The sequence below is a fragment of the Sulfolobus sp. B1 genome, assembly GCF_007050195.1.
Classification (GTDB): Archaea; Thermoproteota; Thermoprotei_A; order Sulfolobales; family Sulfolobaceae; genus Saccharolobus.
Map to the genome: position 1 here is coordinate 1 of NZ_QIMI01000013.1, position 23910 is coordinate 23910.

23 protein-coding genes, 1 tRNA gene and 4 pseudogenes are annotated in these 23910 nt (G+C 34.3%); 17 read left to right on the top strand and 11 right to left on the bottom strand.

Annotated elements, in window-relative coordinates; all coding sequences use genetic code 11:
- The first annotated feature begins 133 nt into the window (after window positions 1-133).
- From DMP16_RS01820 to DMP16_RS01845, 5 genes and pseudogenes are all read left to right on the top strand, one after another.
- A complete protein-coding gene (locus DMP16_RS01820) occupies window positions 134-934 on the top strand; it encodes an HAD-IIA family hydrolase (protein ID WP_069283971.1) in 801 nt (266 codons plus the stop codon).
- A 588-nt stretch (window positions 935-1522) separates the two neighbouring features.
- Window positions 1523-3224, top strand: a pseudogene (locus DMP16_RS01830) (succinate dehydrogenase flavoprotein subunit).
- The gene (locus DMP16_RS01835) at window positions 3225-4187 is read left to right on the top strand and encodes a succinate dehydrogenase/fumarate reductase iron-sulfur subunit (protein ID WP_069283969.1); all 963 of its coding nucleotides are present in this window, start codon (window positions 3225-3227) and stop codon (window positions 4185-4187) included. It abuts the pseudogene before it with no gap.
- A pseudogene (locus DMP16_RS01840) lies at window positions 4184-5056 on the top strand (CoB--CoM heterodisulfide reductase iron-sulfur subunit B family protein). The gene DMP16_RS01835 and the pseudogene DMP16_RS01840 overlap by 4 nt, the downstream one beginning before the upstream one ends.
- The gene (locus DMP16_RS01845; protein WP_069284719.1) at window positions 5056-5415 is read left to right on the top strand and encodes a succinate dehydrogenase; all 360 of its coding nucleotides are present in this window, start codon (window positions 5056-5058) and stop codon (window positions 5413-5415) included. The pseudogene DMP16_RS01840 and the gene DMP16_RS01845 overlap by 1 nt, the downstream one beginning before the upstream one ends.
- A gap of 86 nt (window positions 5416-5501) precedes the next feature.
- On the opposite strand, the gene DMP16_RS01850 is transcribed toward DMP16_RS01845, so the two are convergent.
- Together DMP16_RS01850 and DMP16_RS01855 are read right to left on the bottom strand one after the other, a co-directional pair.
- Window positions 5502-6860, bottom strand: coding sequence for a VWA domain-containing protein (locus DMP16_RS01850; RefSeq protein WP_069283967.1), 1359 nt, complete (start codon window positions 6858-6860; stop codon window positions 5502-5504).
- The gene (locus tag DMP16_RS01855; protein ID WP_069283966.1) at window positions 6857-8005 is read right to left on the bottom strand and encodes an AAA family ATPase; all 1149 of its coding nucleotides are present in this window, start codon (window positions 8003-8005) and stop codon (window positions 6857-6859) included. Before DMP16_RS01855 ends, DMP16_RS01850 begins: the two co-directional genes overlap by 4 nt.
- A 385-nt stretch (window positions 8006-8390) precedes the next feature.
- Between DMP16_RS01855 and DMP16_RS01860 the strand changes: the two genes are divergently transcribed.
- A complete protein-coding gene (locus tag DMP16_RS01860; RefSeq protein WP_069283965.1) occupies window positions 8391-9020 on the top strand; it encodes a phosphoribosyltransferase in 630 nt (209 codons plus the stop codon).
- A 2-nt stretch (window positions 9021-9022) separates the two neighbouring features.
- Here the strand turns inward: DMP16_RS01860 and prf1 are convergent.
- Together prf1 and DMP16_RS01870 are read right to left on the bottom strand one after the other, a co-directional pair.
- Window positions 9023-10093: pseudogene (gene prf1, locus DMP16_RS01865) on the bottom strand (peptide chain release factor aRF-1); the annotation flags it as partial.
- Window positions 10094-10216: 123 nt separating this feature from the next.
- On the bottom strand, window positions 10217-11224 hold the full coding sequence (locus DMP16_RS01870; RefSeq protein WP_069283964.1) for a transporter: 1008 nt from the start codon (window positions 11222-11224) through the stop codon (window positions 10217-10219).
- A 121-nt stretch (window positions 11225-11345) separates the two neighbouring features.
- Between DMP16_RS01870 and DMP16_RS01875 the strand changes: the two genes are divergently transcribed.
- Window positions 11346-11430, top strand: a tRNA-Leu gene (locus DMP16_RS01875).
- Here DMP16_RS01875 and DMP16_RS01880 read toward each other — a convergent pair.
- The 4 genes from DMP16_RS01880 to DMP16_RS01895 all read right to left on the bottom strand — a co-directional run bounded on the left by DMP16_RS01880 (window position 11412) and on the right by DMP16_RS01895 (window position 15674).
- Window positions 11412-11609: a putative integrase gene (locus tag DMP16_RS01880; RefSeq protein WP_083216391.1), complete on the bottom strand. Its 198-nt coding sequence runs from the start codon at window positions 11607-11609 to the stop codon at window positions 11412-11414. The two genes, DMP16_RS01875 and DMP16_RS01880, sit on opposite strands and share 19 nt — an antisense overlap.
- Window positions 11610-11947: 338 nt before the next feature.
- Window positions 11948-14944, bottom strand: coding sequence for an FAD-binding and (Fe-S)-binding domain-containing protein (locus DMP16_RS01885; RefSeq protein ID WP_069283963.1), 2997 nt, complete (start codon window positions 14942-14944; stop codon window positions 11948-11950).
- A 16-nt stretch (window positions 14945-14960) separates the two neighbouring features.
- Window positions 14961-15383 (bottom strand): HIT family protein, encoded by a 423-nt coding sequence (locus DMP16_RS01890; RefSeq protein ID WP_069283962.1) that lies wholly within the window; start codon window positions 15381-15383, stop codon window positions 14961-14963.
- 75 nt (window positions 15384-15458) lie between these two features.
- A complete protein-coding gene (locus DMP16_RS01895) occupies window positions 15459-15674 on the bottom strand; it encodes a hypothetical protein (protein WP_069283961.1) in 216 nt (71 codons plus the stop codon).
- 55 nt (window positions 15675-15729) lie between these two features.
- On the opposite strand from DMP16_RS01895, the gene DMP16_RS01900 reads away from it, so the two are divergent.
- A complete protein-coding gene (locus DMP16_RS01900; protein WP_143576849.1) occupies window positions 15730-16335 on the top strand; it encodes a hypothetical protein in 606 nt (201 codons plus the stop codon).
- On the top strand, window positions 16332-16838 hold the full coding sequence (locus tag DMP16_RS01905) for an NUDIX hydrolase (protein ID WP_069283959.1): 507 nt from the start codon (window positions 16332-16334) through the stop codon (window positions 16836-16838). Before DMP16_RS01900 ends, DMP16_RS01905 begins: the two co-directional genes overlap by 4 nt.
- Here DMP16_RS01905 and DMP16_RS01910 read toward each other — a convergent pair.
- Window positions 16810-17481 carry a chlorite dismutase family protein gene (locus tag DMP16_RS01910; protein WP_069283958.1) on the bottom strand — a complete coding sequence of 224 codons (672 nt, stop codon included), beginning with the start codon at window positions 17479-17481 and terminating at the stop codon, window positions 16810-16812. The genes DMP16_RS01905 and DMP16_RS01910 overlap by 29 nt on opposite strands.
- Window positions 17474-18685, bottom strand: coding sequence for a hypothetical protein (locus DMP16_RS01915; RefSeq protein ID WP_069283957.1), 1212 nt, complete (start codon window positions 18683-18685; stop codon window positions 17474-17476). Before DMP16_RS01915 ends, DMP16_RS01910 begins: the two co-directional genes overlap by 8 nt.
- Before the next feature lie 107 nt (window positions 18686-18792).
- On the opposite strand from DMP16_RS01915, the gene DMP16_RS01920 reads away from it, so the two are divergent.
- The 7 genes from DMP16_RS01920 (at window position 18793) to DMP16_RS01950 (ending at window position 22831) form a co-directional block, all read left to right on the top strand.
- The gene (locus tag DMP16_RS01920) at window positions 18793-19317 is read left to right on the top strand and encodes an NTPase (protein ID WP_231961128.1); all 525 of its coding nucleotides are present in this window, start codon (window positions 18793-18795) and stop codon (window positions 19315-19317) included.
- A 56-nt stretch (window positions 19318-19373) separates the two neighbouring features.
- A complete protein-coding gene (locus tag DMP16_RS01925) occupies window positions 19374-20210 on the top strand; it encodes an NAD+ synthase (RefSeq protein WP_069283955.1) in 837 nt (278 codons plus the stop codon).
- Window positions 20201-21013 (top strand): nitrilase-related carbon-nitrogen hydrolase, encoded by an 813-nt coding sequence (locus DMP16_RS01930; protein ID WP_069283954.1) that lies wholly within the window; start codon window positions 20201-20203, stop codon window positions 21011-21013. Before DMP16_RS01925 ends, DMP16_RS01930 begins: the two co-directional genes overlap by 10 nt.
- Before the next feature lie 346 nt (window positions 21014-21359).
- On the top strand, window positions 21360-21488 hold the full coding sequence (locus tag DMP16_RS11270; RefSeq protein WP_255446763.1) for a hypothetical protein: 129 nt from the start codon (window positions 21360-21362) through the stop codon (window positions 21486-21488).
- 51 nt (window positions 21489-21539) lie between these two features.
- A complete protein-coding gene (locus DMP16_RS01940) occupies window positions 21540-21800 on the top strand; it encodes a winged helix-turn-helix domain-containing protein (protein WP_069283952.1) in 261 nt (86 codons plus the stop codon).
- 69 nt (window positions 21801-21869) lie between these two features.
- Window positions 21870-22148: a hypothetical protein gene (locus DMP16_RS01945; protein WP_143576850.1), complete on the top strand. Its 279-nt coding sequence runs from the start codon at window positions 21870-21872 to the stop codon at window positions 22146-22148.
- A complete protein-coding gene (locus tag DMP16_RS01950; RefSeq protein ID WP_342764243.1) occupies window positions 22148-22831 on the top strand; it encodes a radical SAM protein in 684 nt (227 codons plus the stop codon). Before DMP16_RS01945 ends, DMP16_RS01950 begins: the two co-directional genes overlap by 1 nt.
- Here the strand turns inward: DMP16_RS01950 and DMP16_RS01955 are convergent.
- Window positions 22812-23543, bottom strand: a complete 732-nt coding sequence (locus DMP16_RS01955; RefSeq protein WP_069283949.1) for a class I SAM-dependent methyltransferase — start codon at window positions 23541-23543, stop codon at window positions 22812-22814. The two genes, DMP16_RS01950 and DMP16_RS01955, sit on opposite strands and share 20 nt — an antisense overlap.
- A 35-nt stretch (window positions 23544-23578) precedes the next feature.
- On the opposite strand from DMP16_RS01955, the pseudogene DMP16_RS11210 reads away from it, so the two are divergent.
- Window positions 23579-23910 (top strand): annotated as a pseudogene (locus tag DMP16_RS11210) (hypothetical protein); the annotation flags it as partial.

The following is a 23910-nucleotide window of genomic DNA, read 5'->3' on the forward strand; positions in this document are numbered from 1 at the left end:
ATGCCTCCAGTTATAGGTAAATGGGAAAATTGTGAAAACGCAATATATACTGGTATCGGTCTCTTCGGTTTTGTGAAAAAAGGAGAAGATTTAGAGGATAAGATAAAAGAAAAGATAGAGGTGTTAGAGTCCATTGGCATTAGTTAACGATTACGAACTTATAATAAGCGACATTGATGGAGTCGTAGTGAGGGAAGGCGAACCAATATGGGAAAACATAAAGGCTTTACGACAACTTAAAGATAAGGGAATCAGCATAATTTTTGTAACCAACAATTCAGGGTTTAGCAGAGTATTATTGTCTAGGCAATTATCATATTTAGGACTAAACGTAACACCGAATGAAATAGTTACTAGTGGATTAGCCGCTGCAATTTATATGAAAGAAAAGCTAAAAAATATAAAGAGAGTATTCCCAGTTGGAGAAGAAGGATTAACTGAAGAGCTTAAAATTCATGGCTTCACGATACTCAACAGTGCTGAGGCTGAGGAAAACATACCAGATGCTGTAGTATTAGGTTTAGATAGATTAGCTACTTACGATAAACTTTCACTAGCAATGAGGTGTATAAGTAAAGGGTCTAAGTTTATTGTAACTAATATGGATAGACTTTGGCCTGCTAAAGATGGCTTAAAGTTAGGAGCTGGATCATTAGCTAGTGCGATTATCTACGCCTTGAAGAGAGACCCTGATTTCATAGCCGGTAAACCAAATCCATGGATTATTGAAATTGCGATGAAATTCTCAAACATCAAGCAGCTGTCGAAGGTTTTGGTAGTAGGAGATCAATTGGAGACGGATATACAAATGGGAAATAACATAGGTGCTGATACTGTGTTAGTTCTTACTGGTATATCGACACGCAAGGATGCTGAAAACGGAAACATAAAACCTAAATACGTTGTTAATAATTTGTTAGAGTTAGTACAATAATGTGTTAATATCCTGTTATATCAATTTTTGAAAGTTTTCACGTTTATAATTTTATCATAGGTATGTAATTTAAGTTATAAACGAAAGGAGAGCTCGCCCTTTAGGACGGAAATTACAAAGCATATTAATTCACATAATTAAGAGGGTTTTAAGAGATCGTCAATAAGTTTTAGGAATAAGTTATATTTGATACAATACCGTAGAATACAGTATTGGATTGAGAGACAAAGAAACATGATCTTAGAGTTGTTTATGTTGACCCTAGTTTCTCATCTACCTATTATCCAAAACATGGTAATGAGATGAAGAGGTTGGTTATAGATACTTTCGTTGCGTTAATTGCAGTTATGAAAATGATACGGAAGTTATTTCAATAGTGAATTTGTATTGTTCTCTGAGTCTCTCTTGACTGCCCCTCATACGAGAGTGGACTAGGGGATCCCTCTAAGGGGAAGAAGTCAGATCGGTAAAGCTAGAAAACAAGATTCTTGTTTAAACAAGGTTTTTGAAATCTCAATCTTTATATAAGTTTAAGTTAAAATATAGTTGAAAGAATACTTAAAAACTAGATGATGAATATAATGACATATGGAGAAAATCGAATATGACGCAGTTGTAATTGGAGGTGGATTAGCGGGGCTAATGAGTGCACATGAGATAGCTTCAGCGGGTTACAAAGTTGCCGTAATATCTAAGGTTTTTCCTACCAGGTCACACTCCGCTGCTGCAGAAGGAGGTATAGCTGCATACATTCCAGGAAATTCTGATCCAAACGATAACCCAGATTATATGACTTACGATACTGTTAAAGGAGGAGACTATTTAGTAGACCAAGACGCGGCAGAACTACTTTCAAATAAATCTGGAGAAATTGCAATGTTACTTGAAAGATGGGGTGCACTATTCAATAGACAACCAGATGGAAGAATTGCAGTCAGATATTTCGGAGGACAAACGTATCCTAGAACAAGATTCGTAGGAGATAAAACTGGTATGGCACTGTTGCACACATTATTTGAAAGAGTATCTGGCTTATCAGTAGATTTTTACAACGAATGGTTTGCTTTAGATCTAGTTACAGATAATAAAAGAGTTGTAGGTTTAGTTGCGATGCCAATGAAGACTATGACACCGTATTTCTTCAAAACCAAAGCAGTTGTTATAGCATCTGGAGGTATGGGAATGCTTTATAGACATACTACAAACAGTTACATTAATACCGGAGATGGATTTGGAATTGCATTGAGAGCTGGAGCTGCCTTAAAAGATCCAGAGTTTGTCCAGTTTCATCCCACAGCGTTATACCCATCTGATATTTTGATTAGTGAAGCTGCTAGAGGTGAAGGAGCGATTTTAAAGAATATAAAAGGAGAGAGGTTTATGGCTAAATATGCTCCGAAGAAATTGGACTTAGCTCCGAGAGATATTGTGTCCAGATCTATAATAACAGAAATAAGGGAAGGTAGAGGATATCCGGGGGGGATATGTAGGATTAGATTTGACTCACCTTGGTGAGGAATATATAAAAGAGAGATTGGCATTGGCTTATGAAGCAGCTAAGAACTTCGCTGGAGTTGATGCAATTAATGAGCCCATACCGGTCAGACCAGCCCAGCATTATTATATGGGAGGTATAGATGTAGATATTAAGGGAAGAAACCCTGATCTCATAGGATTATATTCAGCTGGAGAAGCGGCTTGCGTATCCGTACACGGAGCAAACCGATTAGGATCTAACTCTTTATTAGATACATTGGTCTTTGGTCAAGAGACTGGAAGAACTGTTGTTGAGTTCTTAAGAAGTAACCCCAATACACCAACTTCCAACTACGAGAAGGAGGCTGAGAAGGTAGTCGATGATGCTTATAAGTTCGTAAAGAGCGAAAGTGGAGTTCATTTTGGTGAAATATTAGAGAAGTTGAGAGATGTAATGTGGGATAACGTAGGAATATTTAGAGATGAGGGAGGTTTATTAAATGCAATGTCCGAGATAAATAATTTAAGGGATATGGTAAGCAAAATGTACGTTACAGATAAGAGTAAAGTTTACAATACTGAGTTCTTTAACGCTCTTGAGCTAAGAAATATGTTAGATCTAGCTATAGTAATTGCTAAATCAGCTTTAGATAGAAAAGAGTCTAGGGGAGCCCATTATAGGACTGATTATCCAGAAAGAGATGATAATAATTGGCTGAAGCATACAATAGCTTACTTAAGGGGTAATACAGTAGAGATTACGTATAAGCCGGTTAAAATGACAAGATGGAAGCCTGAACCTAGGGTGTACTAAATGTCACAGAACCTCCAAGAACAAGAAGTAGTATTTAAAGTAAAAAGGTTTAGTCCAGAGAAAGGAGATTGGTGGAGTGAGTATAAAATAAAGGTTGACAGGTTTACACAATTTACAGAAGCACTAAGAAGAATAAAGAGTGAGCAAGACTCAACTCTATCATATAGAGCATCATGTCACATGGCTGTATGCGGAAGCTGTGGAATGAAGATAAATGGAGAACCCAGATTAGCATGTAAAACTTTAGTCCTAGATATTGTTAAGAAATACAATAATAACGTAATAACTATAGAGCCAATGGATTACTTTAAACCAATTAAAGATCTAGTTGTTGATTGGGATGAATTTTATGATAGGATGTTTAAGGTAAAACCTAGATTATATCCATCAAAAGAAGTGCTAGAGGAAAAAGCTGAGCATAGATTAAAGCCTGAAGATCAGAAAGAATTGTGGAAATTCGCACAATGTATATGGTGTGGACTTTGCGTATCGGCATGCCCTGCAGTGAGAATTGATTCGGAATTCTTAGGTCCTGCAGCTCACGCTAAAGGTTACAGGTTCTTAGCAGACCCAAGAGATACTATAACCGATGAAAGGATGAAAATACTAATTGATAGTTCATGGCGTTGTACTTACTGTTACCAATGCTTCAATGTATGTCCAAGAGATATTGAGCCAGTAACAGCTATTAAAAAGACTAGAAGCTTTACTAAGAATTACTCTGATAAGTCTGAAGTGGCTAAAAGAGGAGAAAAACACGTAGAAGCTATTTATGATTCTATAAAACAAACTGGCAAATTGCTTGAAGGAATGGTTTACTTGAAGACATATGGACTGATCCAGTCGCTAACAGATTTAATTTATATGTCTAAAACCGGAAAGCTTAAATATGCGCTAGTGCAAGAAAAGAATGTTCAAAATATAAATGAAATCAAAAAGATTTTAGGTGGTGAGAAAAAATGAAAATAGCCTATTATCCAGGTTGTGCGACACATGGCTTATCTAAAGACGTAGATGTAGCTACTAAAAAGGTTGCAGAGATTTTGGGCATAGAATTAATCGAAGTACCTGATTGGAACTGTTGTGGAGGAGGTTTCCTCGATGAATATGACGAAATAGGGCATGCTGCATTAAACTTGAGAAACCTATCACAAGTAGAGAAGATAGGTTTAGATAAGATGACAACACCATGTAGTGTTTGCTTACACAGCCATAGACTAGCAACTTACAAATATAATGAGGATAAGGACTTAAGAAGAAAAGTGGATAATAGACTTCAAGGGACTTCAGTTAAATATGATGGCAAAGTTAGTGCTGAGCATATAGTTTGGGTCTTATTAAGAGATGTTGGAATAGAAAATATTAAAAAGCATATCAAGAAGCCATTAACTGGGCTTAAAGTGGGTACATATTACGGTTGCCAAATGCTTAGACCAGAGTAAATTATGGGATTTGAGAACGCTTATAATCCTCATAGTTTATCAGATCTGGTTTCAGTTACTGGTGCAACTCCAGTCACATTCCCTATGATGACAGCTTGTTGCGGATTTCCACTTATGGGGAGTAATCCAAAAGGCGGGTTAAAACTAGCTTATAATGTGCTAAATAGTGCGAAAAGTGGTGGCGCTGATCTCATAATACATCCTTGCTCATTATGTCACCTACAATTAGACTCTCTTCAATTGAAGGTAAAGGCTGAGTTTAACGTAAATTGGATGATGCCTGCCATTTATGTAACACAGTTATTAGGACTAGCGTTTGGCTTAAGTCCAGACGAGTTAGGAATTGGAAATATCGCTAAGGAAGTATTAAGAAGCAAGGGGATAATATGATGAAGGATGAGATAAAAAAGGTTATTGAGAGTTCAGGAGGAAAAATGGATAATTGGATCCCAGTATCTGAGAGGCCCGGTAGAGAACCTTTCGCAAATGAAGCTAACTATTCTTTTAACGACTTATTCTGGGGGAAGATACATTTAAGAAATGATGGAGACCTATATGTATTAATAATTTCTAAAATTGTTTTTAACTGGAAAGACAGAAGGAAAGATCTTAAGTTAAACGGAGAAATAGTTGATGCGGCAGGAGGATTAATGTGGCTAAGAGAATATAATGTAGATGGATTAAAGAGCGATATGGATTACATAAAAAATTATCTTAATAGTTTGAAACAACAACAGAAAACTTCATAAATTTTTATTCAAAGATTTAAGTACGGCCATACTCAACAGACGCCCGCGAGTCACGTGGGAGGATGAAGTTGAGGCCTCCTTATTTATTAGGCCTCAACTATTTTAATTAGATCATTATGATCTAACTTGTACACAACAAGGTATTCGTCTGAAACCCTCTTCAGATCTGCATTATCTCCTCTGATCATAACACTAATTAACTGGGAGTTAGCTTCCTTTAACGATCTTCTAACTGTAGTTTCAGCTATTTTATCCTCTCCATCTGTTAATAGGATTATTTCGCTTACTCCTTTTACATGACCTTCTTTTATGTCTTCACAAGCAGATATCACAGATCTGCTAATATCTGTTCCTCCCCCTCCTCTTATCTTTCCTATGTATTCTATCATTTTTATGACATCCTTACTTTTAGCATTCTTCTGAACTTTTATTAAGGGATAAGGTATATTATCGAAGAATCTTAAGTAGAAGTCCCTATTTTCCCTCCTCGCTCTGCTATATAACGCTAAAGCTACCGCCTTTGCCCATAAGATCTTTTCTCCGTCCATACTGCCAGATTTATCAAGTAACAAGTAGATTGGTCCCAAAGTCTCCTTGATCTGTTTTTGATATAATAGTAATTGCCCTTCAGCTAATTTTAGGTAAAATAATACATCAGGGAGTGCTAATTCAGAATATACTACTCTTTCAATATCACTACCTTCTTCATATCCGTAAAGTTCTCCTTTCGAGAACCTAGTAGTTCTCCTCTTAGTTATACTTCCCAATTTTGGAATTCCGCTTAAAAACTCCAGTATTTTCTTAACTTCAGTGTTTCTAGCTAATCTTAAAACCTCATGAATCTCACCTTCAAAAGTCAATACACTACCAGTTCCAGCTCCGTTCCCGCCAACTATTTTTTGTAAATCCCTCACTGATTCAGCATCTTCCATGGCTTTCGATAAGGCTTTCTCATGAGCTTGTTTCATAACTTTTTCCATTGTCTGCTGTTTAACGTTCTTTTGCTCTTTACCTTCTTTAGGAGAACCACCCTTCATAATACCGTTTAAAATCTCCTCAGCTGCCTCTCTTTCCTCCATTGATTGTGAGGTCTTCCTAATTCTTTCTAATTCTTCTATCAAGTTTTGTACATAACTCACTGTTAATGCTAAACTAACTGCAGAGTTTACTATAGAATACTCCCTGTTCTTCAACACAATATCTGATGACAACGTAGAATCTACTAAAGAGTACATTAACTCTTGATCTTTTCTTACATCGCTTTTACTCTTAGTCATAGGTAAGGGTAAATAATGTACATAATACATATCAATTAGAAAATTCTCTTTCAACTGTATATCTCTTCCTAACAATTTCTTTAATGTATATGAAATCCTTTCCCCTCTATATTTAACAAGGGGATCTCTATAATCTATTCCTCTTAGTACTCCATCATCTTCACTCATGGGTATATCCCCAACTTTCTCGCAACTTTTTCTATTAATCTGTCTATCTCACTCAAAACTTCTTTAGAAAATTCCTCTACTTTTTCATCACCACTTTCTTTGCCCAGCTGTATAATCCTATCTCTTGTAGCCCTTAGGCTTCTTATCAATTCTATTAATCTAGGATCTGATTCGTTAGCAGCATCTACATATTTTGATGCCTCCTTGATATTGTTATATATTTCATTCAATTCTTTCATATACTTTATAGGTGTCTTTAGTTCCTCAGATAATAGAGCAGAAACTTTTTCAAAGTCATCTATTTCTCTTGGTGCTATATATTTCAATACTATGAGATCTTCTTCCGATGCTTTTAATCTTCCATTTAATATCGCATGGGCTGAAACTATCTTCAGCACTTTACCTTTTCTTCTATCAGTTAAATGAATGCCTTTTTCTTCTAACATTGCATATAATTTAAGGAGCTTATTCTTTACGCCAGATAAATCTACTTGCTGAAGATACGAATATAGCTTATCTAGATGTTCAACATTCATTATCGGTTCTTTAACGGACCACTTACTTGTGAATTCTATCTCCCATGTAGCATCTAATAACTGTTTCCATAATTCTTCTCCGACAGGTCTTGCGTAATGTCTTAACAATAGCCTATCGTATAAAGCTTCTAATTCTGGCTCATCTGGAACTCTGTTAGATGCGCTAATCAATGTCCTTAAAGGAACCCTTATAACATTATAACCATCATATATTACCCTTTCATTAAGCAGTGATAATAGTGCATTTAATATAGCAGAATTAGCGTTAAATATTTCATCTAAAAATGCTATTTGACTTTCTGGTAATCTGTCTTTAGTTATTCTCTTATATTGCCCCTCTCTCAACGCATTAATGTCTAACGCACCGAACAACTCAGCAGGCTCCGTGTATTTAGTTAAAAGATACATGAAGAATTTTGCATTTAGCAATTCAGCTGCTCTCCTAGCCAATGCCGATTTAGCAGTTCCAGGCTCACCTATTAGTATTACGTGCTCCTTACTTAGTAATGCCAACACTATTACCTTCGCTTCTTCCTCCCTCCCTATGAAGGGTGCGGATAGTTCTTCCATAAATTTCTTAGGTAGTTCAAGTAAAGCTCTTTCACTCAATTTTATCCCAAATTAATCTTCTCAATATTAGCTTATAAACAAAAGTTAAGACTTACAACGCAAAATTAACCTATGATCTGTTCCACCTTAATATAGTTTTTAAATAAATGCACTTGTAATTATTCGATTAAAATTATATCACGAATATTCTTGTTGTTCTGATCTATATGTGTTATTTCAAATTTCAATATAATAATGTAGTATTTAGGAAATTTTATCAACTATTTATTTTATTCGTTATTATGATAACATTGAAACTAAACCTATTCTATTGCCATAAAATTATCAGAACTCTAGAAAACAAAAATATATTACGATATAAGCTATTGCCAAGGGGAGCAAAAAATTGATAAAGTTCTAACGTAAAAGATTAAGGGAGTTAATTTTGCCTAAGATACCCGTTAAAATAGTGTCTTGGGATGAAATTATAAAATTGTCAATGAAATTATCGGAAAAGATGAAAAATGATGATTATATACCAGATGTAATAATTGCTATAGCAAGGGGAGGATTAGTTCCATCTAGATTGGTAGCAGATATGTTAGGTGTCATAGACATACTATCTATAAAGATAGAGCATTGGGTTGAAACAGCATCACACACTCCTCAAGCTAAAATAAAGTATCCTTATAAGGTTAATTTAGATGGAAAAAAGGTCGCGATAATAGATGATATTACAGATACCGGAGATAGCATTGAATTAGCCAAGAAATACGTTATAGAGAATTTTACCCCCTCTGAAATTAAGACAGCTACACTTCAATATATAAAACCGGTTGCAAAAATAGTACCTGATTATTACGCTGAGGAAATTGTAGAATGGGCATGGTTTATGTATCCTTGGAATTATTGGGAAGATGAAATAAACTTAATTAACAAAATATTAGCTGAGAGATTTACTACAAACATAAATGAGCTTAAGAGTCTTTTCAAGCAAAACTATGGAGTTGAAGAGCCTCCTATTCCTATAGAGGATATCATAAAAGAGATGAAAAGAAGAAAAATGATTAAATAGACCTAATATATCCTATATCTTAACTTACCGACAATACCGTTAAAGGTTTTCCTAACCCACTCTGCCTCTGGAATTTCGTCGTTTACAACATATATCTTAACACCATAGTTCTCAGCCTCTTGGGACAGTTTCTCGACTTCATCGCCACTATCTTCATATATAATTAACGAATCAACCGCTCCCATTTCTACAGCCTTTTTTATTGCATCTATTCCGTAAATTATAAGACCATCATCTTTTGCTAAGTGATACTTTAATTCCTCCAGTAATTTTTGGACCTCTACATATTGCTGATTCTTTAGTAAATCTTGTGCTCTCATTACCATTTCTCTTAAACCAACTTCTCCTTGATCTGAAACATCAATTAGAGGCTGTATTATCATCTTCTTTATTCTATAATCAAAATATTCCCCCTTGTAGAAATCATCCTTAGCATATCCTGGACCTCCTAGTAATACCCCTTTCATTTTTCCATTATCGATATAAGGTAAGAAATAGGAATTAACCTTCTCACCAACTTCTTTCAGAAAATTATCGTACATTTCTTCTATAATCCTCTCAATTCTTCTCTGTGACTGTCCTCCCATCATATGTTTACCGGGCACAAAACCTTCCATCTCCTCTAGAACCTCTATTCTACTTCCCTTAAGTAAGCCTATAGTTGCTTGATCCCTTTCTATGATTATTAGACCATACACACCACTATCTTCTACCATATCTTCTAGAAATTCGGTGTGAAAAGACTTATCAGTCCTATAGAAGAACAGCGGAACTTTTTCTGGAGGAGAAAACATAAAGCATTTGAAGTCTTCTGTATCAAAATTTTCTCCGCAAAAGAGTACTAAGCCGTTACCTTCCACTTTAGGTATCTTGTTTAATCTATCTATGGCAGCACCTATAGCTGCTAATACTGCATCTCTAGTTCTCTTTAATTTTATGTTTTGAGCTATTGAATACTCTTGTCTTAGTAGATTAACCACATCTGGTACTGGTCTACCCGGAGGGATATACAGAGATAACAAGACGGTTGCAGGAGCTTTCCATTTCTTCAATTCCTTTAACAGAGTTTTTAACTCCTGCTTATTAAGGACATATTGGTCAAAGACTCATCCCTAATCATTATAATGTGTATTGGATTCACCATATAAGTTTAACCACTAAGAGTAAGAATCTAATAATCGTTGAATAATCCTAAGTCATAATATAAATATCATTAAAGATGAAGCTATTAGAAACGATTCCGGTGTAATTGGAAACAATGAGTATAATGTAGGAATTGCGATACCGGCTATTGAACCAATATTTAGTGCCATTCCCAATCTTTCACTCTTTTCACCCCTCAAGTCTAAATACTTGGGTACGATCGACAGAATACCTAATCCAAAAATTGTAAAGGGTAATAACATATAAGGATAAAGTAAGAAAGTAGATAGTCCCGACAGTAACATAACTATCATCGTGACTATTACACACTTTCTAATACCCATTCTCTGACCAATAATTGGTAACCCCAAGTAGGCTATTATTGATAAAACATAAGCTGGTAAAATGAGCCATGTTAAATTAATCTTCTCTAGTATGCTGGGAATTACTTCTAACGCAAATGCGGGAGTCAAGGCTGACAAGTAAATTAGAACAGACGAGACTTTAGGAAATGAAAAGTTCACTCTAGCTTTGAGAACCTTTAATGGTTGCCCAATGCCTAAGAAGGATAAGGATAATATTAAAACACTAGCGAATAGGTTAATCTCATAAAAGGAGTGTAGGAATTGATACGCTATATAAGATAAAACCCACCCAATACTCCAGCCTCCAGTAGTTAACCCGAGTATCAAATTGTTACTACTCTTCACAGCGTTATCGACAGCATAACTAGTTAATAGACCAAAGAGAACCCCTATGAGAAACCTAACTGGAAATATTAACAATAAATTAGACTGCAAAAACGTCAGTAAAGAAAGTAAGATAAAGGGTATAGTGTAAGATCTAAAGAATTGATAGAGCACTGAACCAAAAACCCTACCCAAAAATGGTAAGGATAATAACAAAAAAGCCTCCCAATAAGGAAAATGTTTAGCTAGCATAGGTATAAAAAATGACGGATAGACCAATACGAATGTAGGAATTGAATAGGATAAAATGAACAAAACTGGATTATAGGAGATACGATTTAGCTTTAATGAGACTTTAATTAAGCTAATCATAACTTTTCGAATTATTTAGAAAGTAATATCAACTGAGACTAGGCTAAAACTTATCTATGAGCAAAATTACTATGGAGTCGTAAAACTTTATACCTAGTTGAAATAGAATATAGGTGAGAGTGCGGGGGTGCCCGAGCTAGGGCAAAGGGGGCGGACTGAGGCTCCGCTGGCGAAGGCCTGCACGGGTTCAAATCCCGTCCCCCGCACTGTGGGGGAGTGCCCCACTCCCCCCATTTCTAACGTAAAACTCAACCACGTCAGCTAAAGGACCAACGTAATGCTCCTTTACCTTACCCCTATCGTCCTTCTCTATAAAGTAAACATAATACTTATCCCCTCTCTGACGTATTTTGTATTGCCCTGCAGAGAAAACTCTATAACCCATATTTAATCTTTGCCCCTTTCCGGTAATTAAAGCTTAAATATTTGGGGTAATTGCCCCAATTGCAACTAGAATAAAAACAATAAAAAATCTTGCCTTTGGTTATATCTTAAAATTGTTAATATTTAAGTAGGTTATTAATTATATAATATTAATAATGATAAAAAATTGAAATATACATAAAATAATAAACTATCAGATTTTCAGTTAATTATATGAAATGCTATATTAAGTATGGTGAAGTCTTATTAGTCAGAATGAGTGACTAATATACACTTACAAATCCTGAAATGTAAAAATTGTCGTTATTTATAAATAAAAAGTATAAATATGTAATAAAACTACATTTTATTAAGTTCTGTCGATAATATGTTCTTGAGCCTCTCCTCATTCTCTCTTAGTAGTTGTATTAAGGCTAAACTAACAACCTTTTCGTCATATTCTTCCTTAATTTTGCTCCTCAACAGAGTCATGAATGGTTGAATTGCCTTATCTAGCTCTATTGTTGATAGAACATTTGAAAGTTCTCTAATGTATTCTGCAATAATAATTGGCTTGCTTGATGATTTTTCAGTTATCAATGATTTAATCGTATCGTAAAGCTTAGCACTTATGGACTTAGCTATCTCGTCCACAGACTCAGAAACAATTGGCTCAATAATCTTCTTATATTCATCTAAGCCTGAGGTGGAGAAAGTAGCTGTATCAGCTATAACATCAGCTCTTGCGTTAAGACTTCCTAATAATGAAGATAACAATAAGGATTTAATATACTCTTTGTCTTTTTCACTAAGCTTGAAAGTTATTACTTGGTATTCAGGTGATTGAATACCTAACTTTTCTGCTAGAAATTCTATTAAGGTTATTGCGTTAATACCCACACTTCTAAACTTAGCAGCAGCTAACGGACATAAGGTAATTATTTTTCCATACTTCTCCCCTATGGCCTTAGCCATTAGATCTGCTCTTTTACCTAGGCTTTTTTCTAATACAGCTCCCGAGCAACCCTCAATCTTTTTTACTCTAAATCCTTTTTCAGAAAGTCTTCTCACTATTTCATCTGCGTAACTAGAGGAGAAACAAGCTATGTGCAAATTGACATTCTCGTTATTACCTTCCACCATTATCGACTTTAACAATCTTAACTCTAGGGGAACAACTTCAAAATAAGCTTCAGTTCCCAATAGCTTAGAATAGTCCTTATATGCAGTTGAAAATGTTCTATAGTCCTCAGGAGTTATAGTTACTATTTCTAATGAATTACTCAGTACGTTAAGATTTTGTTTCATCTTTTCGACAAACTTATTCCCATTACCACTTATGTAATCTAAGAAGCCACTATCTGAACCGGTACCTATAATTTTCACTTTTAATCCCATTTTCTTTATCAGTTTTAATGCTGTTGTAGCTACTGAAGGGTTATTCATCATGTTTTTTCCTATCCAGAGAATTATCTGACTATTGGGATCTATTATTGACGATAATTCCTCATCAGATAATAAAGGAAGATCCACTGATGGCTCCTCCGGCATTTTCTTAGCCACAAGACTATTGAGCTTTAGAAGTAATGTGGAAATTGGTATTTTGGCGGGGCATACTCCATCACAAAGACCACATTTATGACAACCAGATAATTCAGCAATCGCACTGTCTGGAATATCTATGGTACCTTGTAACTCATGGTAGGCTATTGCTCCTTTTACGAAATCAAACATACCTTTAGGGGCGTATGGCCATTGTGGAATTAATCTATATTGTGGACACACCGTTACACACATAGCACAATCTATGCACATTAGGGCATAATCAGCGAAATCTTCTAAATACCTTCTCACATGTTTAAAACCGTCAACTTCTCCACCCGGAGATAGCCTCTTCGCAATTCCTATGCCAAATCTGAAACGTAGGGCCTCTTGTTGCCTAGATGGTATCTCCAGTACAGCTTTAGCTCTATTCTTAGGATCAAAGAGCTTACCTGGATTAAATATTTCTTCTGGATCAGCCTCCTCCTTATATTTTTTAATTGCCTCATATCTATCAACGCCTAAGTCCATAAAGGTTTTCCCCATGCTATTTAGCCTATTTTTAGCATATTTATGAGCAAAAATTCCAATTGATAATAGAGATCCTCCTACCTTGATGTACTCCTCCATCATGAGCGTATTTTTCGCTAAATCATAAAGTATCTTTTTATCAACGGGATTAACGGAGACTTGTGTAAACGAATTAACTAAGAGAACCTCTCTCCTTTCCAAAGCTATATCGACATCATAACCTCCATCTGGTGAAAGTTCTCCTATTTTCCCTAATGTCTTCGATAAATTGTTAAGCAGTTCCGTTAATGCAGTGTAATGTATTAGTCCATGTTGATGTATCAAGAGACCTTGTGTTCTTAATGCTGCAACTACTCCGTGATTAAAAGACCACCAACCAGTCCATTCTCCTTCAAAAACTTTTCCACCATAAGCTTGAGAGATTTTATAGACTTTTGGTTCTACTAGCGGGGATCTAGGTGAAGGATATAAAATTACCATGTTCCATTTTTGAGGATCTAGAGGTGCTTTGTATTTTTCTGCCATATATGTAGAGATATAAGGTCCTCTAACTTGGACATGCCATGCTGGTATTACCTCTCTATAAAACTCTCCAACTGCCTTGACCATTTGATCTAGGCTATCGAATGATATTACCATAGCCTCAGTGGGAGAGAAGTTCCTCAGTTTTATCCCAGCTCTTACTATAATTCCAGTAGTACCTTCAGCACCACAAGCAAGTGCTAAATCTTTCCCTTCTAATCTTACTATATCTCCCCTAGGATTAACGATATCTACAAATGTAACATTATCCGAGATAAAACCATATTCATAAGATCCTATACCTAAACTATCACTAGCAATTCCTCCTCCAACAGAAGAATCATATGATGAGGGAAATGTCCTAAGTTGTAAACCTTCTTGCTGAGCATAAATGTCAACTAATTTCCATGTCGCACCTGGTTCTACAATAGCTACTTTATTAGCTTTATCTATACTAACGTTTGACATTTTAGAGAAGTCTAGTAATATTCCACCATCAGCCGGAATTGCATTACCGTATCTATTAGTTCCTCTGCCATAAGGTGTTAATGGCACTTTGTACTTTAAGGCTATTTTTACTACATTTATAACATCTTCTACAGACCTAGGATATACTACGTAGTCCGGTACAATATTTATCTTGATTCCAGACCAGACTAACTCTGGAATGAAACCCATATCTGCTGAATGAGACAGCCTTTCAGTTAGATCATCACGAAAATTCTCCCCTAATAATCCTTTTAAATCTTCAGCTACTCCCATTTCTATTTAACCCTTATTATTTAATATTCTTTAAACTTTCTATTATAATTTTCTGTATGTATTCATAATACTCCTTAGGTTGCTCTTTCCTAGGCACGAAGTTCATACCTATATTAGGATCACTTAACCACATGGGTACGATATGAAAATGGGAGTGAAAAATAACTTGACCCGCGCTTCTTCCTATATTGGTTAAAATCCTTATACCATCAGCTCCTAATGCGTTTTTAACTCCTACTGCAATTATTTTTACCCTTTCGCAAAAGTAAGATAATACTTCAGAAGGTATTTCTAAGAAGTTTTCATAGTGCCTCCTCGGAACTACTAAAGTATGACCGGGGGTGATTGGAAACTTATCCAAGAACGCTACAACGTTATCATCTTCATAAACTATGTAACCACTATCCTTTCCGCTAATAATATCGCAAAATAAACACATAAGTTATCACCAGCTAATTTGTATACATCAAGCTGAGAATAAAAAGTCTTAATATACGAGAAGAAGTTAAATAATCTAAACCACAAATTTTGCCTTCAAGTAATTCCCTTTCTCAGTTATTATCTCAATAACATGACTTCCTTTAGGAACTATAACATCCTGAACTTCTAACGCTAACACCTTGCTACCATATGGAATATATTCTGGAGAATAGTTATACGACATCTTACCATCTACCCTAACAGCTACGATCTTACCTGAAACTTTGTCCACATTTATGGGAATCTTCATAGAAATCATCTTTACATCATAACGCTTAAAAGTCATTATCCGGTAAATAATAATAATGATATCAATCCAAGCGTTGATAGTAATATTCGTGATTTCCTTTGTGACTAATGCGACACCTTTTCTAGGTGCTCCTTACACGTTAATAGCAACTAGTATACTTCTCAAGAGCGGTGTAAGTCCACTATCACTTATCTTAGTTATAATATGTAGTGGATTAGGAGCATCATTATCTAAAACAGTTATGTATACTTTAGGTATTGCAGTGAGAAAACCATTAAAGAATAACAAAAATATACTTTTTCTAGAGAGAATTAGTAAAAGTATTGGATTTTATCTTCCATTATTTATATTTTCAATATTCCCATTTTTGCCCCTTGATGACTACATATTTCTAGCCTCTGGTATAGCAAAGCTAGGATTACTCAAACTAATCTTGATCTCGATAGTGGGGAAAATAGTTAAGAGTAGTATAGAGATAAGCATCGAAGTAGAGGGAATTCAACTAATTTCTTCATTTCTAGATATTAATGTTGTTGAGCTCTCTATAATTTCTATAGCAGTTTTCGCTATACTAGGTTATATACTTCTAAAAATAGATTGGGAGTTCGCTTTAAGATATATAGAAAAATTCTTAAGAGATAAACTAAAAATTAATATATGAAAATTTTTAGCGGAAAGAAGTTTGAGGTTCACGTAGAAAAAACCAAGTTACCTAATGGTTACGAGAGAGAATTGGAATATATCAAACATAGGGGTTCAGTGGTAATAATACCTAGACTAGACGATGAAAAGGTGGTGTTAATTAAGCAATATAGACCCGTAATTGGCAAATGGATATACGAATTACCTGCTGGAACTCTTGAGGAAAATGAGAATCCAATAGAGGCTGCTGAAAGAGAGTTAATAGAAGAAGTAGGATATAAGGCTGAAAAGCTGACCGAAATAGTGGGATTTTATTCCTCCCCTGGAATATCTAGTGAGTACATGAGATTATATCTAGCTGAGAATTTGAAATACGTAGGAGCTAGACCAGAGCCTTATGAGATAATTGAACCAATAGAGGTTAAAATTGAAGATGCGATAAATATGATTAAAGAGAAGAAAATTGAAGACGCAAAGACCATAATAGGACTTCTCATTCTAAAAACACATCTAAACCTTTAAGTTCTCCTACTAATATAGGCTCTTCCTTTATCACCCATTTTCTAGCTTTAGCCTCTCTAAGGGCTTCGACTACCTCGACCCAATCTTCTATTGAAGGTACTTCATATATCACTACAAATTCGTAATCCCCAATTCCAAATGAGTATGTAGTATATGATCTAATTCCCTTATTTTTTGGATGTTTCTTAGCTATTTCTATGTGTTCTCTCATAATTTTTTCCCTATCTTCAAAAGGCAATAAATACCAGTCTACGCTTTTTTTCATAGGATAGGCTATGAAGTAACGTAATGGCTCAGCATTGAGCACAGATTTTACATTAAAATTACCTTTAACGTAAGGGGAGGGCTTATAAACTGATAACATAGAGAAGCTCTCAAAACCAAAATTTTTCAAACTTTTAAGAATATTATATTTAAATTCTACAATCTTAGAAGTGTCTTCTGAACTTATCCAATAAATGATATCACTATCATATCTCAAAGATATATATCTCTTTAATGAGATTAGATTTTCTCTAAAATTTGACTCAATTGATTCTATATTATCAACCATTTTTCTTCTATTTTCCCTACTCTCACTCCACCAGTTTTGAGATAGTTTAAATGAAGAAACATACATATAAACTACATTATTTTCACTCATCTTGATCATCTAAGTCTTCAATAATATCATTATATAATATTAAGATTTCCTCTAAATTTGCCAAATATGCTACAAACGAACTAGATAAATTCTGCCTAAAATATTCATCAAGTAGCTCTAAGCCATCAGATGTTGGTCCTTTAATTATCCTCTCTACATATTCCTCAAATCTCCTTTTTGAATCGGCAACAACAATAAAAACAATTGGCAGAACGTATAGTATTTCCTTATTGCTTGAATTTTCATTCCGCCTTTTCTTAACATCTTTAATATTCTTTATTAATTCCATACTATCGCCATAGTAACTAACGTTAGTTATTTTGAACTTATTTCCTAGTAATTTCTCTGCCTTAGTCTTTAATTTTAGTATATTTTTATCTAGGTTTTCCATATCAGTGAGATTACCTATTATTACTTCAACACCAACATTATTTACTAACTTATCTAGGTAAAGTATTGCTTTTAACACTCTCGCTAATTTCCTCTTCTTTATTATTATACTCCTTTTCTCAGTGTTAAAACTGATAATGTACTTAAATATACATCCAACGTAGAGCTTCTTACCATTCTCGGTAGAATTCTCGGCAGGTATAAAATTATAATCTAACAATTCTCTATAAACGATGGCGTACTCATCCTCATTTATAAGACCCTTTATATAGTCCTCAAAATTGCTAACGTACTCCCTCCTAGACTCCACTACTTGTCCCAACTCATTATATATCTTGATTAAAGGTGGGTTATACGAAGTATCCATAAATATTTGAAGTATCGGAAACGAATCTTCCTTTCTTAGTACAGTTGACGCGAAAGTATTATTAGAAAATTTTACTATACTAACTATCACCCTGGAATCTATCTCGCTTGATAAGGCAACATGCTTAGATGATGCTAATGCTAGTCTCTCCACATCAAACCAGTCGTTACTTAGAACTAAGGAATTTGAATTAGAATCATCATTACCGGAGTTATATACTATAGAATCTACTTTCAATTCTTCAGCAACTTCTTCTATGACATCCCTTATTAAAGAGTCTATTTGAGGGACAGGAGGTAAAATGTAATGTTCTTGTGTTTTATAAACATGTATACCGTTATCTTGAAGCTTGATTAACATGATCTCTTTTTTATTTCCTTTATCGTCAATCAAAGAGCACAGAATCTCTGGCTTTTCTGGATTTGAATATACTTCTAGTAATCCCATTATTCCATCCTGCTTAAATTTGTTAATACGGTTAATTTATTAGCATTAGGGTACAAAAAACCTTTTTCCATATAGTATTATATCTCTAAAGGTAGAGAATTCTTATCGTGGTACTAAGAGTATATTTAACGGGAAACCCAGGAGTTGGGAAGACTACAACTTTCATTTTTTTGCTGAATGAATTGAAAAGAAGAAACTTAAAAATTTCAGGATTTTATTGCCCAGAGGTCAAACATGAAGGAAGGAGAATAGGATTTAAAATAGTCGATATATGGTCCGGTAAGTTCGATTGGTTAGCTAGAGTTGACTATCCCGGTAAAATAAAGATTGGCAAATACACCGTGCTCGAGGATAACGTGAACAGAATTCTCGCTGATATAGAATCAAGTACTTCGAATTCTGATATCATAGCTATTGACGAGATAGGACCCATGGAATTATCAATAAAATCAATGAAAGATTTTATTCTGAAGGTTATTAACTCGGACGAAAAACCCTTGTTAGCAGTAATTCATAGAAGTTTAAAGGACTCTCTTAGGGGAGGAAAAGTATATACTATAACTTTGGATAACAGAAATACAATTAAGTACGAAATATTAAATTATATCTTAATCAACTTTAAAAAGACATAAACGGGCTCTCTATTCAGACATTTATTCCTTAAAACTAATAACATATTAGTATGGTAATGCCAGAATATGTGAGAAATTCACTTAAGATAGATTGTAATACGGTTGTGGATTACCTAGTTGAAAGGTTAAAGGAATACCTTGAGTTTAGTAGAAAGGATGGAGGCGTTATAGGTGTAAGTGGAGGTATAGATTCAGCAGTTACAGCCTCTATATTGGCTAAAGCTACAGATAACTTCTTCATACTACTCATGCCCTCTTCTTCTACGCCAAAAATTGACTTAGAGGACTCATTAGAATTAGTAAAACTTCTTCATGCAGAGAATAAATACAAACTAATAAACATCGATGAAATAGTTAAAACAATATCTAACAATATCGATACTGAGGATAGGGTAATAATAGGAAATATTAAAGCCAGAACAAGAATGATACTCCTTTATGCTTATGCTCAAAAGTTAAACTACTTGGTTGTAGGGACTGGAGACAAAAGTGAATTACTTCTAGGCTATTTCACAAAATATGGAGATGGTGGAGTTGATGTACTTCCGATAGGAGACTTGTATAAAACGCAAGTAAGAATGTTAGGAAGATGCTTAGGTTTACCGGAACGAATAGTAACTAAACCCAGCTCCCCAGCCTTATGGGAAGGACAAACGGCAGAGGGCGAATTGGGTGTAGACTATGATACAGTAGATTCCATATTATATTTAAGATTCGACGAAATGAGAAGTGAAGAGGAAATATCCAATATGCTTAAGGTTCCGATTGAGGTAGTCCGTAAAGTAGATAAGCTAGTGAAAACGTCCCAACATAAAAGACTACCACCAGAGATATTTAGATTAAGTGGAAGAGCAATTAATTCAGATTGGAGGTTCCCTAGGAGATGGGTATAACAGTAGAATTAGCTCAAATAAGGTCGTATTTAGGTAATATTAACAAAAACTTCGATAAGCACATTGAGATTATAGAGACAAGCACTGCAGATTGTATAGTTTTCCCAGAGTTATCGTTGACCGGATATATCTTAAAAGATCTAACCTATGAGGTATACAAAGAGGCTATGAAGGTAACGGAGAAGATTGCAGAAAAAGTAAGCAAATGTGCAATTTTCGGAACATTAAAGGAGATGAGAAAGGGAATAATTAGAAACTCAGCAGCAGTAGTTATTAATGGAAAATTAGACTACGTGTATAAATTCTATCTTCCTACATATGGATTATTTGAAGAGCGAAGATATTTTCAAAGGGGTGATCCTCTTAAGGACTTAAAAGTTTTTGAATATAAGGGAACACGATTTGGAGTAGTAATCTGTGAAGATGCATGGCATCCAGAACCAATAGAGGCTATAGCATTGTTAGGTGCTGACGCTATTTTTATCCCATCAGCCTCACCAATGAGAAAACTAAGCGAAAGACTAATGATTGAGGATAATTGGGATGCCTTACTGAAGGCTCATTCATTAATGAATACTGTTTGGTCAGTTTTCGTTAACGTAGTAGGTAGTCAAGAGGAGGAATATTTTTGGGGAGGGTCCAGAGTAATCTCTCCGCTTGGAGAGACTAAGCTAAAATTAAAATTATTCTATGAGGATAGAGGAGTAGTAGAAATTACCGATAACGAAATTGAAAGAGCTAGATTCTTTAGCAGTTATAGGGATCACATAAAAGAATTTCATTCAATTCTAGATAAGCTATAATTTTTATAATGGTTTTCATAATTATAAATATATGTTGTCACAGAAGTTCAACCTTAACGTGTTACTTTTTATTGTAATAATCATTCTTCTTATTCTTGCGATATTCTATCCTATTGCTTTAATCCCGGCAGCATTAGCTGGAGTCTTTATCGAAGGCTATCCTTTTATAAAATTTTTCATTCCTATACCATTACTTATATTATTCCTTTTAGGGCTTCATAGCGAATTTTACTCATTTAGTACCATTGTAATATTATTACTACTATTGTTTGTGTTTTTCAAAAGTATTATCAGACATCAAGGTTTTAAATTTTAAATTTAAATATTCTGGCTCTACATTTTACATATGGATAAGTTATTACTAGGTTTTGTAATAGCTAACATTCTATTATCTTTTACATTGTCTCAATTATTTGTAATTCCACTCGTTCTTATAGCAATTAAATTCATTTTTTCTACCAATGAAAGAGATTAGAACACTTGTACTAAGGCTTAGAGTTTTATCAAGCTTTACATATTTTAACATATGCTACTGAAAATAGAGGAGATCTTCCAAAACAAGGGTTGGGATACTAGAAAAAAGATATTAAATGAATTGAAAAATAATCCACAAAGTGCATACGAGTTAGCCAGAAAACTCAATTTAAATTATTCTACAATAAAATATCATTTAGAAATTCTAGAGAAATTTGGATTAATAATGAAAATCAATAAAGGTTCAAAATCGTTGTATAGGGTAACCAAAAACTACAACTTACTTGAAAAGTATATAATTGAGGAAGAATAAAGAATTATCGAAACTAAATTGAGCACGAGCTCCTTACTTTTTATAATACTTTATATAATATTTTTGATCTTGGGAAAAATAAAATATTATAAGGCTATCGAGAAGTTTACCGATGTAATAGTAATTTTGTTAATTTTCTCAATATCCTTTTGGGCTGGTGAAGAAGTATTAGGAATCCAGATAGTTAGTTTACTCTCTATATCACTCATATTTTCCATTCTTTCTATAATCGTAACGTACCTCTTGGGATTTATTGTAGTCACCAACAAGTCATTATTAATGCATAAGGAAAAGATTAATGGTAGAAAATTAAATAATCGAAACGAGAAAATAATAATTACTAAATAATTAAAGGTTTAAAAGGAAATCCTAAGGTAAATGAAGTCGCGATAGAAACTCACGGCTTGACATTAAATAAGGCAAATATAAACAAGTTAGTGGACGCGGGATTGGATAGATTAAATGTATCTATCGATAGTTTAGATATTAATAAGGCAAAGTCTCTTACTGGACATAAAGGATATGATATAAATAAGATTCTTGAAGTACTGATTTATGCTAAGCTTCAAGGCATAGATGTATTGTTAACCCCAGTTTGGTTACCTGGTATCAACGATGAAGATATCGTGGAAATAGTAAAAACTGCTAAAGATTATAATTTTAAAATTGGAATTCAAAAATTTATAAAACATAAGTATGGTAGAGGGAATGATATAAAAGAAGTTGGCTGGAAAGAGTTTTATAATTATTTAGACGACTTAGAAAAGATCACAATGGTGAGGCTAAAATTATCGCCTATGGATTTCGAGATATTTCCAGACATTAGATTAGGCCCCGTTTTTGATATAGGAGAGAGAGTTATAGGTGAAGTTATAAGCGAGGGATGGATGAGGAATGAAATGATAGTTAAGGCTAAAAACAGAGTAATAACCCTAGTTGATGCAAATGATTTAGACGTCGGGATGGAAGTTAAGGTAAGAATTATTAGAAATAAAGACGAAATATATTTAGCTAGGCTTGACTGGCAATGATGGTCATTTCAGGGTCTGCTATTGTGAATTTCTTCCACGAGTATCCCGAAAGTATTTCAATTGCCTTCAAGCCGGATTTCTTTAACAGAGCTAGAGCTTCATGAAGACTGTATAGTCTTTGTGAATAATTTATTTCTCCCACTAACTTTCCATCCATATAATATTTTCTATACACGTTTAACCTTGACGTCTCTTGATCGAAGTCTACCTTAGAGTAAACCAGATAAGGTGGTATAAACATATAGTATTCACTAGGTTTATTGTAAATTATGTAATCTCTATTATCAAGGTTTATTATTACTAAACCATTACTTGATTGTCTTAACGATTCTAGTATTTTTATGTCATCTTCCTCCGTGTAATAACCTAGGCTATTATTAATATTTATTACCAGATCATATTTTTCATCGCCTATTATATCCTTTAGTCGTCTCATATCCCCTACAATAAAATTACCATTTGATATATTATTTCTTGCCATACTTATCATTTTCTCCGAAATGTCTACCCCTGTAACTTTATACCCTTTTTTAGAAAGAAAATATGCAACCCTTCCCACGCCACAAGGGACGTCCAAGACTTTCTTTCCAAGCTTATACTTACTAACGGCTTCATCAATCCAATTAGCCCATCTTTCTCCTTCGTCCCAAACTTTTAGCATCTCTCTAATATACAAATCAGACTCAAATACCCTTAACCACTCTTCGCTCATAATTTTTATTAACTCAAAAGTAAGTTATTAAATATATGCTTTATCGTACGTTCTTAATAATTCTATTTTTAACGCTTATAGCCTCGACAGTACCCTTATACCCTCACGAGAATTTTACTTATAGTGTTCAAATAATAGATGGTGATAAATTATATCTATACACATATAATTACACTATATTAAATTTAAATCCGCTAACATATAACCTTTCGATAATTTCCACCAATGGTCAGACGATTTTTACCAAATACTATATCTCTTACCAAAATAGCCAGTTATTTCCAACAGAATTTCCTATAGATGGCAGTCAGATACATAATCTAACGTTTATTTCAGCTTCCTTAAAAAATGATGTAAATACTTCTTT

Coding starts and splice junctions, on each gene's coding strand:
- DMP16_RS01905 (WP_069283959.1), top strand. CDS start 16,332: ATGAAAATTTTTAGCGGAAAGAAGTTTGAGGTTCACGTAGAAAAAACC.
- DMP16_RS01890 (WP_069283962.1), bottom strand. CDS start 15,383: ATGTGTTTATTTTGCGATATTATTAGCGGAAAGGATAGTGGTTACATA.
- DMP16_RS01870 (WP_069283964.1), bottom strand. CDS start 11,224: ATGATTAGCTTAATTAAAGTCTCATTAAAGCTAAATCGTATCTCCTAT.
- DMP16_RS01940 (WP_069283952.1), top strand. CDS start 21,540: ATGCTACTGAAAATAGAGGAGATCTTCCAAAACAAGGGTTGGGATACT.
- DMP16_RS01850 (WP_069283967.1), bottom strand. CDS start 6,860: ATGAGTGAAGATGATGGAGTACTAAGAGGAATAGATTATAGAGATCCC.
- DMP16_RS01955 (WP_069283949.1), bottom strand. CDS start 23,543: ATGAGCGAAGAGTGGTTAAGGGTATTTGAGTCTGATTTGTATATTAGA.
- DMP16_RS01845 (WP_069284719.1), top strand. CDS start 5,056: ATGAAGGATGAGATAAAAAAGGTTATTGAGAGTTCAGGAGGAAAAATG.
- DMP16_RS01910 (WP_069283958.1), bottom strand. CDS start 17,481: ATGAGTGAAAATAATGTAGTTTATATGTATGTTTCTTCATTTAAACTA.
- DMP16_RS01900 (WP_143576849.1), top strand. CDS start 15,730: ATGATATCAATCCAAGCGTTGATAGTAATATTCGTGATTTCCTTTGTG.
- DMP16_RS01835 (WP_069283969.1), top strand. CDS start 3,225: ATGTCACAGAACCTCCAAGAACAAGAAGTAGTATTTAAAGTAAAAAGG.
- DMP16_RS01880 (WP_083216391.1), bottom strand. CDS start 11,609: ATGGGTTATAGAGTTTTCTCTGCAGGGCAATACAAAATACGTCAGAGA.
- DMP16_RS01895 (WP_069283961.1), bottom strand. CDS start 15,674: ATGAAGATTCCCATAAATGTGGACAAAGTTTCAGGTAAGATCGTAGCT.
- DMP16_RS01885 (WP_069283963.1), bottom strand. CDS start 14,944: ATGGGAGTAGCTGAAGATTTAAAAGGATTATTAGGGGAGAATTTTCGT.
- DMP16_RS01915 (WP_069283957.1), bottom strand. CDS start 18,685: ATGGGATTACTAGAAGTATATTCAAATCCAGAAAAGCCAGAGATTCTG.
- DMP16_RS01930 (WP_069283954.1), top strand. CDS start 20,201: ATGGGTATAACAGTAGAATTAGCTCAAATAAGGTCGTATTTAGGTAAT.
- DMP16_RS11270 (WP_255446763.1), top strand. CDS start 21,360: ATGGATAAGTTATTACTAGGTTTTGTAATAGCTAACATTCTATTATCT.
- DMP16_RS01925 (WP_069283955.1), top strand. CDS start 19,374: ATGCCAGAATATGTGAGAAATTCACTTAAGATAGATTGTAATACGGTT.